At 43.4% G+C, this 12,882-nt stretch carries 10 protein-coding genes; 7 read left to right on the top strand and 3 right to left on the bottom strand.

Going from position 1 to position 12,882, the window contains the following annotated elements:
- Positions 1-44: 44 nt before the first annotated feature.
- From mltG to dapF, 3 genes are read right to left on the bottom strand one after another with little or no spacing between them, the layout of a single operon-like run.
- On the bottom strand, positions 45-1,088 hold the full coding sequence (gene mltG, locus GTK07_RS11875; protein ID WP_163635453.1) for an endolytic transglycosylase MltG: 1,044 nt from the start codon (positions 1,086-1,088) through the stop codon (positions 45-47).
- On the bottom strand, positions 1,078-1,611 hold the full coding sequence (locus GTK07_RS11870; protein WP_163635452.1) for a GNAT family N-acetyltransferase: 534 nt from the start codon (positions 1,609-1,611) through the stop codon (positions 1,078-1,080). The genes mltG and GTK07_RS11870 overlap by 11 nt, the downstream gene beginning before the upstream one ends.
- Positions 1,605-2,381 carry a diaminopimelate epimerase gene (dapF, locus tag GTK07_RS11865; protein ID WP_163635574.1) on the bottom strand — a complete coding sequence of 259 codons (777 nt, stop codon included), beginning with the start codon at positions 2,379-2,381 and terminating at the stop codon, positions 1,605-1,607. Before dapF ends, GTK07_RS11870 begins: the two co-directional genes overlap by 7 nt.
- 134 nt (positions 2,382-2,515) lie before the next feature.
- Here dapF and GTK07_RS11860 point away from each other — a divergent pair, with 134 nt between their 5' ends.
- The 7 genes from GTK07_RS11860 to GTK07_RS11830 all read left to right on the top strand — a co-directional run bounded on the left by GTK07_RS11860 (position 2,516) and on the right by GTK07_RS11830 (position 12,880).
- The gene (locus GTK07_RS11860; RefSeq protein ID WP_163635451.1) at positions 2,516-3,913 is read left to right on the top strand and encodes a trypsin-like peptidase domain-containing protein; all 1,398 of its coding nucleotides are present in this window, start codon (positions 2,516-2,518) and stop codon (positions 3,911-3,913) included.
- A 132-nt stretch (positions 3,914-4,045) separates the two neighbouring features.
- The gene (locus GTK07_RS11855; RefSeq protein ID WP_163635450.1) at positions 4,046-5,494 is read left to right on the top strand and encodes a glyceraldehyde-3-phosphate dehydrogenase; all 1,449 of its coding nucleotides are present in this window, start codon (positions 4,046-4,048) and stop codon (positions 5,492-5,494) included.
- A gap of 114 nt (positions 5,495-5,608) precedes the next feature.
- Positions 5,609-6,217 carry a tRNA (guanine-N1)-methyltransferase gene (locus GTK07_RS11850; RefSeq protein WP_163635449.1) on the top strand — a complete coding sequence of 203 codons (609 nt, stop codon included), beginning with the start codon at positions 5,609-5,611 and terminating at the stop codon, positions 6,215-6,217.
- A gap of 96 nt (positions 6,218-6,313) precedes the next feature.
- Positions 6,314-6,988: a tRNA (guanosine(37)-N1)-methyltransferase TrmD gene (gene trmD / locus GTK07_RS11845; RefSeq protein ID WP_163635573.1), complete on the top strand. Its 675-nt coding sequence runs from the start codon at positions 6,314-6,316 to the stop codon at positions 6,986-6,988.
- A 127-nt stretch (positions 6,989-7,115) separates the two neighbouring features.
- Positions 7,116-7,466, top strand: coding sequence for a 50S ribosomal protein L19 (rplS, locus tag GTK07_RS11840; protein WP_163635448.1), 351 nt, complete (start codon positions 7,116-7,118; stop codon positions 7,464-7,466).
- A gap of 634 nt (positions 7,467-8,100) precedes the next feature.
- On the top strand, positions 8,101-10,323 hold the full coding sequence (locus GTK07_RS11835) for an NADP-dependent isocitrate dehydrogenase (RefSeq protein WP_163635447.1): 2,223 nt from the start codon (positions 8,101-8,103) through the stop codon (positions 10,321-10,323).
- A gap of 157 nt (positions 10,324-10,480) precedes the next feature.
- On the top strand, positions 10,481-12,880 hold the full coding sequence (locus GTK07_RS11830) for a TonB-dependent receptor (protein ID WP_163635446.1): 2,400 nt from the start codon (positions 10,481-10,483) through the stop codon (positions 12,878-12,880).
- Positions 12,881-12,882 lie beyond the last annotated feature (2 nt).

Below are 12,882 nucleotides of genomic sequence, written 5' to 3'. Positions count from 1 at the left end.
GGCTTAAAATCCGTTAAAAGGCTGAAAATTAACGTCAAGGAGGATTATCTGAGCACTTTTTGCTCATTCAACCATCGGGTGTATTGCACTTTATTCCGGTTGTGTTGCTCCAAGGTTTTGGCAAACATATGGTATCCGAAGTTGGAAACGTCTGCCACAAAATAGAGATAATCGTGTTTTTCGGGATTCAAAACGGCATCAATGGAAGAGATGTCCGGCATTGTAATCGGGCCAGGGGGAATTCCCACATATTTATAGGTATTGTAAGGGGAATCCATTTCAAGGTCTCGATACAACACACGTTTGATAATGGTATCATAATTACCCGTTTCCTTTTTAATGGCATAGATAACCGTTGGATCGGCCTGAAGCAACATTCCTTTTTTAACCCGGTTCAGATAGACCCCGGCAACCCGTGGACGCTCATCCGATTTAACGGTCTCTTTTTGAACAACGGCCGCCAAGGCTATAACCTGATTTGGGGTGAGCCCCAAATTTTTGGCTTTGGCACGTCGCTCCTCGTTCCAGAAACGCTCATATTCCTTGAACATGCGGTCCCTGAAACTTTTGGCGTTGGTATTCCAAAAAAATTCATATGTATTGGGCAGGTACATCCCCAATTTGGAATCTTCATCAAAATGGGATGTATTCAAAAAACCAGGATCATTGAAGGCTTGGAGCAGAGAAACGCTATCAGCCTCAATCTGTTCCGCAATCCTTCCGGCCAAATCCTGCAATGATTCTTGATTGTTAAAGGAAACCCTAACGGGTAAGTTGGCACTTCGTAAAGTGTTGATGATCTCATTGTTGTTCATCCCCTTTTTTAGAGCATACTTACCTGGTTTAATGTTGGCAACATACCCTTTGCGTTTTGCTACAGCTTCAAACGAAGAAATATCCTTCAATAAAGGTTCTAAGGATTCTTTAACGTCGGCAAAAGAGGCATCGGAATGGATATAAACAAACGCTTCCTCATTGTTGAACTGGGTATTGGGGCTAAAAATGGCACTGTAAATTTGATACGCGATGAACCCGCAGATCAATAATCCCAAAATGGCCGTGGCCCAAAGTACGCGTTTAAGATTCATTCGAATTTATCTTTTGAAACATGATTTCATTTTTGAACCCTGAACTGGTCCTGATCCATTCTTTTTTGACTCCGATCCTTTCAAAACCCATTTTTTCGAATAGATGAATACTGGATTGGTTGTTCTCTAATATATTGACAAAAAGCTGATGTAGGTCCAAAACCGAAAAAGCATACTTGCAAAGCAATGACAGGGCCTCGGCCCCTACACCCTTGTTACGATCTTCTGGATGGGCGATCACAATACCTATACCCGCCCTTTGGTTTTTGGGGTCAAAATCGAAAAGGTCAATCAAACCTATACATTCCCCTTCCAGATCGCAAACGCACAAACGAAGCTGCTTTACTTCATAGATATCCCGATGGGCATTTTCCAGATAAAGCTGTAACACTTTTTTGGAGTATGGCTTTAGGGTACCGCTTATTTCCCAAATGGAAGTGTCATTTTCCAACTGGTAAAGAAAATCCAGATCGGACGGTTCCAAAGCCCGCAATACAACCTTATCCCCTCTTAGCTTCAACATTCAATCTCTCCTTTATAGACCTGTATGGCGGGACCCTTCAAAAAAATATTGGTATAGCCCCCAGCGCGTTGTTCAAAACTGATGGCCAAATCGCCACCCAAGGTATGGATGTGGACCTGGTTTGCTTTCGTTTTTCCAGCGGTATGCATGGCAAGGGCCACAGCTGTAACCCCTGTACCGCATGAAAAGGTCTCATCCTCCACACCTCTTTCATAGGTTCTTACTTGAAAGGTCTCCTCATCTTCCTGCTCCACAAAATTGATATTGCTTCCTGTTTTTCCGTAAAGACCGTAACGCAGTTTTTTTCCTTCCTTCTGTACATCAAAATGACCTAGGTCCTTCACTAATTGTACATGATGGGGCGAGCCTGTATCCAAAAAACTATAGGCAGGTTTTTCATGGACTTGGTCCACATCCACCATTTTCAAGTTCACCATGTCGCCTTCAACCTCTGCATAATGCAAACCGTCCACCGCATTAAAGGTGGTCTCTTTGTCCACAATCCCTAAATAATGTGCAAAGGCCACCAAACACCTTCCACCGTTTCCACACATGCTACCCTCCTCACCGTCTGCATTGTAATACACCATTTTAAAGTCGGTTGTTTCGTCATTTTCCAACAAGATGAGGCCGTCAGCTCCAATCCCAAAACGGCGATCACAGAGCTTAGCCACCAATTGGGTGTCGGATTTGGGAAAACTGCCCTCACGATTGTCCAAAATCACGAAATCATTGCCCGTACCTTGATATTTAAAAAACTGTAGTTTCATCATTTGCTACAAAGGAACAAATTTAGGGTATTTTTTAAGGATTTTTTTGGAGTTAAAACAGCGTTAAACAAACAAATGAAAAATTTGATTTCCTTTAATTTTGTTGGAGCTAAATGTTAAATAATTATCGAATTATGAAGAGAATAGCCAGTTTGTTCCTAGTCTCCCTTTTTGCTGGGGCGATTACCTTAGGGGCGTACAAAATGTTTTTCGAAAAAGAAAATTACAAATGGGTGACCACCGCCCAAGAAAACCCCATAATCAATACAAGCAACCTGCCGACCTCGGCAAAAGGGGCCGGAATCAATGAGGTAGATTTTACCCTGGCTGCTGAAAAAACCGTGAATTCTGTGGTACACGTAAAAAACCTGACCATTAGTAAAGGGCCTGCAAGCCTATCAGATTTTTTTTATGGATTTGAACGTCAGCAAGTTCCGCAGGTTGGAACGGGTTCCGGGGTGATCATTTCCCCAGATGGTTATATCGTGACCAATAACCATGTGATCGCCAATTCAAGTCAATTGCAGGTTACCCTGAACAACAATAGAATATATGATGCCAAAGTCATTGGAGCCGATGAAGATTACGACATTGCCCTTCTAAAAATTGATTCCGAGGAATCCCTCCCCTATTTGGCTTTTGGTGATTCCGACAATGCAAGGATCGGGGAATGGGTTTTGGCCGTTGGAAACCCCTTCAACCTAACATCTACAGTAACCGCAGGGATCGTGAGTGCTAAAGCAAGATCGTTATCACCTCAAAAACCACAATCCTTTATTCAGACTGATGCTGCCGTGAACCCTGGAAACAGTGGCGGAGCCCTTGTAAATACCAATGGGGACCTGATCGGCATCAATACCGCTATCACCTCCCAGACCGGTTCTTACGTAGGATATGCCTTTGCCGTTCCCAGTAATATTGCCAAAAAAGTAGTGGAAGACATCATGGAGTTCGGGAATGTGCAAAAAGGACTTTTAGGCATAAAAGGGGGCGACCTTAACCCTGAAGCCGCTACCGAATTGGGTATTGATGACCTTGAAGGTGTTTACATTTCCGAAGTGACGGAAGAATCCGGTGCCGCTAATGCAGGACTCTTGAAAGGGGACATCATTAAACAAGTGGATAATCTATCCGTTCATAAATTTTCGGAACTTACTGGCTATCTTTCCTCCAAACGCCCAGGGGATGTGATCAAGGTAATGGTAGAAAGGAACGGCAAGAACATTACCAAGGATGTAACCCTTACCAAACAAACCAGCATTCTACTGCCTGCAACAGGTTTTACCGTAAAGAATCTTTCCAAAGAGGATAAAAAGAAATTTGGGGTATCCAAGGGTGTGAAGATTACAGATGTACCTGAAGCCTATGGCCGATATGGCCTCAAAAACAAAATTATCGTTGAGGTAGATGGCAATGAAGTGAACAATATTGATGACGCCAAAAGGTATTTTGGTGAAATCTCAAGATATGGAAGGACCAGTTTTACCATGATCAACGAAAATGGTGAAAAAGAACATATGATCCTACAATAGAAAAAGTGAGGAAAAAAAACGTAAAGACACCTGTAAAAGGGTGTCTTTTTTTATGTTCAATTTCTTTTACGAAAACGATTGAAATATCTAATTTAGCCGAAATTTTCAACCCAATCAGTACAGATTTGATTCATGAGTGATATTAAAAATTATGAAAAAGAGCTTGCTTTTCAAGCAGATAGAAGAAAGGCAACTACGGAATTCATCAAAATCATTAGCGACCTTTGGTATGACAAGGCCATTGAGGTGGTTTTGTTCAAAAACCAGATCATAGACAAAAACGTCAGTGATATCATCAACCTGCACGAATATGCAGGGGAATTTGTACAGAAACCCATTTCCATTTTCGATTCAGTAGAAATATTGAGGGCCATCAATGATATCAACCTGCCTCCCGCCAAATTGGATATCGGTAAATTAACCTACGAATTCCATTCCGATGAAAACAATGACCTGAATGTGAAGGCTTTTGTCATCGATAAATTGAAAGACGCACAGACCTCCAAGGCCATCAAACCAAAAGATGTGGTCCTTTATGGATTTGGCAGGATCGGAAGACTTGTGGCCAGGGAACTGATGGCCAAAACGGGACGAGGGAGCCAACTCCGGCTCAGGGCCATTGTGGTCCGTGACGAATTGACCCTGGAAATGCTGGAAAAAAGAGCCGCTTTGCTCAAAACGGATTCCGTTCACGGGCAATTTACAGGTACCGTGGATGTGGATGCAAAAAATGAAGCCTTGATCATCAACGGTACCACAGTAAAGCTCATCCAGGCCAGTAAACCAGAAGATATCGACTATACCAAATACGGTATCTACAATGCGCTGATCATAGACAATACAGGAGTTTTCAGGGACCAAAAGGCCCTATCCCGTCACTTGGACGCCAACGGTGCCGGGAAAGTGTTGCTCACTGCGCCGGGCAAGGAAGTGCCCAATGTGGTCCATGGGGTAAACCATAAAAATTTTGACCCAGACAAGGTCAAGATTTTTTCCGCAGCATCTTGCACCACCAACGCCATTACCCCTGTGTTAAAGGTTATCGAGGATTCCTTGGGTATCAAAAAAGGCCATTTGGAAACCATTCACGCCTATACCAATGACCAGAACTTGGTAGACAACATGCACAGCAAATACAGACGGGGTCGTGCTGCGGCACTAAACATGGTAATAACCGAAACAGGCGCGGGAGAGGCGGTTGCCAAAGCTCTTCCTTCATTAAAAGGGAAACTGACCTCCAACGCCATTCGGGTTCCGGTACCCAATGGTTCTTTGGCCATTTTACATTTGGAGGTAAAAAACAAGACCTCCAAAGAAGGCATCAACACCATATTAAAAAAATATGCATTGGAAGGTGATCTTGTGGAACAGATCAAGTATTCCTTAAGCAATGAATTGGTTTCTTCGGACATTGTAGGCACCTCTGCCCCATCTATTTATGACAGTAAGGCAACCCTGGTCTCCGCGGACGGTAAAAGTGTTGTGCTCTACATATGGTATGATAACGAATACGGATATTCACACCAAGTTGTGCGCTTGGCGAAATATATAGCCAAGGTTAGGCGTTATACGTACTATTAAGATCGGGTAACCCGGATTAACCTCTCCAGGAATCAGGTTTTTCTTTTGATTTTTGGTTTAATGGTGTACTTTCGTTTTACCCTTAATCTAAATTTTACGAGAATATATTTGACCATGAAGCATTTACGAACACTTTTAGTACTAGCATTACTCATCCCCATTTTTAGGGTACAAGCGCAGGAAGACGAAACATCCGAGTCCACGGACACTACCCTTAAAGGGCAGTTTGAAGACTTGGAACGGGTATCCACAAATTACAAGTCTACCAATGGAGTGGCCTACGAGGTCATTAAATTATCGAGCCTCAACGATATCAAAAGAAATATTTTTGATACCATCAGTACGGCCAATAAAACTATCAAGGACCTGACCGGGACCATAAATGCAAATAATGCAGTAATCGAGGACCTGAACAACAAGCTACAGGAGACCACCAATAATTTGAACAACGTGACCGAAGAAAAGGATAGTATTTCCTTCTTTGGGGCCTTGATCAGCAAAGGGGCCTATAATTTGATTTTGTGGTCCATCATTTTTGGACTCTTGTTGTTGTTGCTTTTCTTCATTTACCGCTTTAGAAACAGTAATTTTTTAACGCAACAGGCCAAATCGGCACTTGCGGAATTGGAAGAAGAATATGAGACCCATAGACGCCGGGCCTTGGAGCGCGAGCAAAAAATTAGCCGCCAGTTACAGGACGAATTGAACAAACAGAAAAAATAATATGATCAGGCTTCCTTCCGGAAGCCTTTTTTATATCCGAACATTGTTTCAGCTTTCCTTACTTTTGGGGCGAACTAAAATTCAGCAACCATGTCCATGCGGATCGATATCATTACCGTACTCCCGGAGCTTTTAAATAGTCCTTTTGAAGCATCTATTTTAAAGAGGGCCATTGAAAAGGATTTGGTGAAAATCCATTTGCACAATTTAAGGGATTACGCCACGGGAAAGTATAGGCAGATTGATGATTACCAGTTTGGGGGCGGTGCTGGAATGGTGATGATGGTGGAACCCATTGATAAATGTATTTCCCAATTAAAAGCCGAACGGGAATATGATGAAATCATCTACATGACCCCAGATGGGGCCACTCTGAACCAACGAATGGCCAACGAACTTTCCCTAAAGGGAAACCTGATCATTTTATGTGGACACTACAAAGGAGTGGATCAACGGGTCAGGGATATGTTCGTAACCCGGGAAATTTCCATCGGGGATTATGTGCTCTCCGGGGGCGAATTGGCAGCCGCCATCCTATGTGATGCCATTATACGGCTACTCCCAGGGGTTTTGAACGATGAAACCTCTGCCCTTACCGACACCTTCCAAGACAACCTTTTGGCACCTCCCGTATATACGAGACCGGCAGAATACAAAGGAAGGGAGGTCCCTAAAATATTATTGAGCGGGAATTTGCCCGAGATCGAAAAATGGAGGGAACAGCAATCCTTGGAGCGCACCCAAGAAAGAAGGCCCGACCTATTAAAATAAGAGCCTTCCACTAAAAATCAAAAAACACCTTGCCAATTCTAAATATTGCATTACTTTTGCAGTCTCAAAATCAACCTCTGACGAGATACGTGAAAGTTGGTTCTGGTAAACACTAAAAAAACAAACAATGGAATCGTTAGTAAAATTTGTTGAAGACGAATTTGTTCCAAAAAAAGACTTCCCAGAATTTTCATCCGGTGATACCATCACTGTTTATTATGAAATCAAGGAAGGTGAAAAAACACGTACCCAGTTCTTTAAAGGAGTTGTGATCCAAAGAAGAGGAAGTGGTGCAACCGAAACCTTCACTATTCGTAAAATGTCAGGTACCGTTGGGGTAGAAAGGATTTTCCCTATCAACATGCCTGCTTTGCAACGAATCGAGGTAAACAAAAAAGGCAAAGTACGCAGATCTAGAATCTTCTACTTTAGAGGTCTTACCGGTAAAAAGGCCCGTATCAAAGAAGTTAGGGGCTAATCCAATTAGCACCGCATCTGAAAAAGCATCCACTTCGGGTGCTTTTTTTTATGAACAATTGTTAATAACTCCGGTTCATATATTGTTGATTTTAAATCCGTTACAAAATTTGTTTTTCTCCTTCTTTACCCTACATTAGTAAAAGAAATATGAAGGTGATACCATCACAGGCGTATTTCAACTTTTAAAGTTGACGTTCTTTAAAAAAACCGAGATTTCCCTTTTAATTGGTAACACTACTGATCACAAAAGGAATTTCAAATTGAAACTGGCTTATGGTCGGTTTTTAGGAGAAATAGTAAATTTTATGTGCGAATGGGAGGGAAATTTCCCATTTTGATAAAGTTTAGGAAAGAATCGGAACGCTTTGTAACACGGGGCCCGATCGAAAGATGGGTAAACCGGGCAAAGAAAACGTCGAAGGGGCGAAAGAGGCGATCATTAGATTGCGGTGCTGTAGCAACACAGAACAACTCTTGCGATCCCATTCTGAAAGCCATATCTATGTGAAAACAAAGATATGGCTTTTGTTTTTTTGTGATAATACCGCCGCATGGCCTATATTTAGCCATTCCATAGCGAGTGCACCATTCATAAATTGTATATTTGCACCGCTCAAACATAACACATTTAAATGGCTAAAATTTTTTACACCAAAACAGACGAGGCACCTGCCTTGGCTACCCTATCCTTCCTTCCAATTGTAAAATCCTTTACCGAGACCGCCAATATTTCCATTGAGACCAAGGACATCTCGTTAGCAGGGCGTATTGCCGCTATTTTTCCGGAATATCTGACAGACGATCAAAAGGTTGCTGATGACTTGGCCATTTTGGGAGAACTTGCCAAAGCGCCTGAAGCCAATATCATAAAATTGCCCAATATCAGTGCTTCCATTCCCCAGTTGAAGGAAGCCATTACGGAATTACAGAAAAAAGGATACAATCTTCCCGATTATCCAGACGACCCCAAAACCGACGAAGAAAAGATCATCAAGGCCAAGTATGACAAGGTGAAGGGAAGTGCCGTAAACCCTGTGTTAAGGGAAGGTAATTCAGACCGTAGGGCACCAAAGGCCGTGAAAAATTATGCCAAGGCACATCCCCATTCCATGGGAGCTTGGGCAGCGGATTCCAAGACCCATGTGGCCACCATGGCGCATGGCGACTTCAAATCAAATGAAAAATCATTGACCACTGCAGAGGCCTGCGATATCCGTATTGATTTGGTGGACAACAAGGGGGGAGTCACCATCTTAAAGGATAAGATTGCCCTTCAAAAAGGAGAGATCATCGATGCTACGGTTATGAGCAAAAAGGCGTTGGTGGAATTCCTTTCCAAAGAAATAGAGGACGCCCGCAAAAACCATATATTGCTTTCACTTCACTTTAAAGCGACCATGATGAAGGTTTCCGACCCTATCATCTTTGGACATGCATTGAAGGTGTATTTTGCTGAGCTTTTCAAAAATTATGGGGATACTTTCCAAAAATTGGGCATTAATGCCAATAATGGCCTAGAGACCCTTTTGGACAAGATTGGCCAGCTTCCCGAAGACCAGCACAAGGAAATAAAGGCAGCCATTGCCAAGAGCATCGAAAATGGCCCAGACCTGGCCATGGTGAATTCCGAAAAAGGCATCACCAACCTACATGTTCCGAGTGATGTGATCATTGATGCATCCATGCCGGCCATGATTCGTAATTCAGGAAAAATGTGGGACAAGAATGGTCAATTGCAGGATACCAAAGCCATCATACCTGATAGCAGCTACGCTGGGGTATATCAGGCTACCATCGATTTTTGTAAAGAAAATGGTGCTTTTGACCCAACCACCATGGGTACCGTCCCGAATGTGGGTCTTATGGCTCAAAAAGCAGAAGAATATGGTTCCCATGACAAGACTTTTGAGATTTCTACTGCAGGTATCGTAAAAGTGGTCAATATTGCCACTGGTGAAACCTTGATTCAGCACAGTGTTGAAGAAGGAGATATCTGGAGAATGTGCCAAGTGAAGGACGCTCCGGTTCAAGATTGGGTTAAACTGGCCGTTTCTCGTGCCAGGGCTACCGATACCCCTGCCATTTTTTGGTTGGATGATGAAAGGGCCCATGACCTTGAACTGATCAAGAAAGTGAACGTTTACCTAAAGGACCACGATACCAAAGGATTGGATATCCGAATCCTTTCCCCAATCGAAGCAACCAAATTTACATTGAAACGCATGAAGGAAGGCAAGGATACCATTTCGGTTTCCGGTAACGTATTAAGGGACTACTTAACCGACCTTTTCCCGATTTTAGAAGTGGGAACCAGTGCCAAGATGCTTTCCATTGTTCCTTTGATGAACGGTGGTGGGCTGTTTGAAACCGGTGCCGGAGGTTCCGCCCCCAAGCACGTGGAGCAATTCTTGGAAGAAGGACACTTGCGATGGGATTCCCTTGGGGAATTCTTGGCCTTGGCCGTTTCCTTGGAATTCTTCAGTGAAAAGAACAACAACAAAAAAGCCCAGGTTTTGGCCGATGCCCTAGATAAAGCAACGGAGGAGTTCCTGAACAACGATAAATCCCCTTCCAGAAAAGTGAATGAAATTGACACAAGGGGTAGCCACTTTTATCTGACTTTATATTGGGCGGAGCAGTTGGCGGCTCAGAATGACGATACCGATTTAAAGGCCACCTTCGGCAAGGTATATCAGGAACTATCAGCGAACGAGGCCAAAATTGCGCAAGAATTGATCGATGCCCAAGGTAGCACCGTTAATATTGGTGGTTATTACCTTCCCGATGCGGAATTGGCATCCAAGGCCATGCGCCCGAGCGCAACGTTGAACAAAATATTGGATTCCATAGCCTAACTGGCCGAACAATTTTACTACTGATGAATGGGTACAGGTTCCTTTTATAGGACTGCACCCATTTTTTTTAGTGGGTAATTTTGTTAAAATCGCTTGAACGGACCCTATCGATTTTTCACTGACCCATCTAATTTGTATTTTTAGAAAAACCAATCAAATGCCCAGATACCGTCTTGCATTTTTGCTGGCCCTGTTTGGGCATTTTTTTGTCCTTAAGGCCCAACAGAAATACACCTTGAGTGGAACCGTTTCCGAAGCTGTAAGCAACGAGACCCTTATTGGTGTCACCATCGCCGTACAAGAGCCTAAAACCGGCACAACGACCAATGAATATGGATTTTACTCCATAACGCTCCCCGAAGGAGAATATCGCATCACCATAAGCTATCTTGGGTTTCAGGAGGTTTCTGAAACCATCAGTTTAAACCGTGACCTTAAAAAGGATTTCAGCCTTGTTGAGAAAGCCGAGGAATTGGAGGAGGTTGTGGTAACCGATGATGTGGAACGACTCGACATTCGAAAACCCCAAATGAGCGTGAACACCCTTGCTGCCCAGACGATTAAGCAGATTCCCGTGGTGCTTGGCGAGGCAGATGTGATCAAATCACTGTTACTGCTCCCCGGGGTCTCCAATGCAGGCGAAGCTTCTTCAGGATTTAATGTAAGAGGAGGCGCTGCAGACCAAAATTTGATTCTGTTGGACGAGGCCACCGTGTTCAACTCTTCCCATTTATTTGGATTCTTTTCCGTTTTCAACCCAGATGCCATCAAAGATGTAAAACTGTTCAAGGGAGGTATTCCGGCGCGGTATGGCGGACGGGTATCCTCAGTGTTGGAAATATTCCAAAAAGAAGGGAATAGCAAGGACTTTAATGTGAGTGGAGGTATTGGCGCCGTGGCAAGTCGATTGCTTTTGGAAGGCCCAATACAGAAAGATAGGACCGCTTTTTTGATTGGCGGCCGGGCCTCTTACGCCCATCTTTTCCTTCCTCTTTTCGATGTGAACAACAAGGCTTATTTCTACGACCTGAACACCAAGATCAACCATAAGATCAATGAAAACAACAGCATCTTTCTTTCGGGGTATTTTGGACGGGACCTTTTCAGCATCAATGAGAAATTTGTGAACACTTACGGAAATGCCGTGGGCAACTTTAGATGGAACCATTTGTTCTCCGATAAACTTTTTTCCAACCTTTCCTTGATATACTCGGATTATTATTATGGCTTAGAACTTGATTTTGTGGGATTTGAATGGGATTCTGGCATCCAAAACTTTAACTTGAAGTACGACTTGAAGCATTATCTCAGTGATAAGCTACAACTCAATTACGGCATCAACAACACCTATTACGTCTTCAATCCGGGGAAGATCAAGCCCAACAGCCCTGACTCGGGCATTGTTGAGGAACAACTCACAAAAAAGTACGCCAATGAAAATGCGGTTTACATTGATGTGGAGCAAACCATCTCCGAGGGCCTAAGCATTGAATATGGCCTCAGGGTTAGTCAATTCAACCGATTGGGGCAGGATGAATTCTATGTCTATAAAAATGACAATCCCGTTAATTTTGATCCCTTTACCTTGGTGTATCGCGAAGCGGAGCCTATAGATACCCTACATCCCGGTAAGAGAGGAACCCTCAAAAAGTTTTTGAACTTGGAGCCCCGGGTGGCCGTTTCGTTTAGCTTCAACAACAAAGCTTCGGTAAAGGCAAGCTACACGCGGTTGGCACAATACCTGCATCTATTGTCCAACACCAGTTCCCCTACCCCTTTGGATGTTTGGACACCTAGCGGTCCTTTTGTGAAACCCCAGTTGCTCGACCAATATGCCTTGGGGTATTTCAGGAACATAAAAAATGGGGACTATACCTTTGAAACGGAAGCTTTTTACAAAGAAATCCAAAACAGGATCGATTATATTGACGGGGCCAACCTGATTGCCAACAACGCCATTGAACAAGTCATCCTAAATGGTGAAGCGCGGGCCTATGGCCTTGAATTCTTGATCAGGAAGAACACAGGAAAGCTGAAGGGCTGGTTGGCCTACACCCTCTCCCGTTCCGAGCAAAGAACTCCCGGAAGGGACCTCGATTTTGACAATGGAAGATCAAATCTGGAGACGGGCATCAATTTGGGAGAATGGTACAGTACGCCTTATGACAAGACCCATGACCTTGCCCTTTATGGCAGTTATGACTTGAACGAAAAATGGAATTTCAATGCCAATTTTATCTTTCAAACGGGGCAACCCACCAATTATCCCATAGGCCAGTTTGAGTTTGAAGGCGTTACCGTGCCCTACTATGGGGAAAGAAACAAGGAACGATTGCCCAATTATCACAGATTGGACATTTCTGCCATATTGACACCAAAACGGAATAAATGGAAAAAAATACAGTCACAATGGGTTTTCAGCATCTATAATGTTTATAACAGAAAGAATGCAGCTTCCATCAATTTTAGGGAAAATGAGGATACGGGCAGGAACGAGGCGCTTCGCACCTCCATTTTTGGCATTATCCCATCCATAACCTACAACTTTAAATTTTAGCG

This window comes from Flagellimonas sediminis, from assembly GCF_010500845.1.
Lineage (GTDB): Bacteria > Bacteroidota > Bacteroidia > Flavobacteriales > Flavobacteriaceae > Flagellimonas > Flagellimonas sediminis.
The sequence above is the reverse complement of the archived record's forward strand: the minus strand, read 5'-3'. Positions and strand labels throughout refer to the sequence as shown.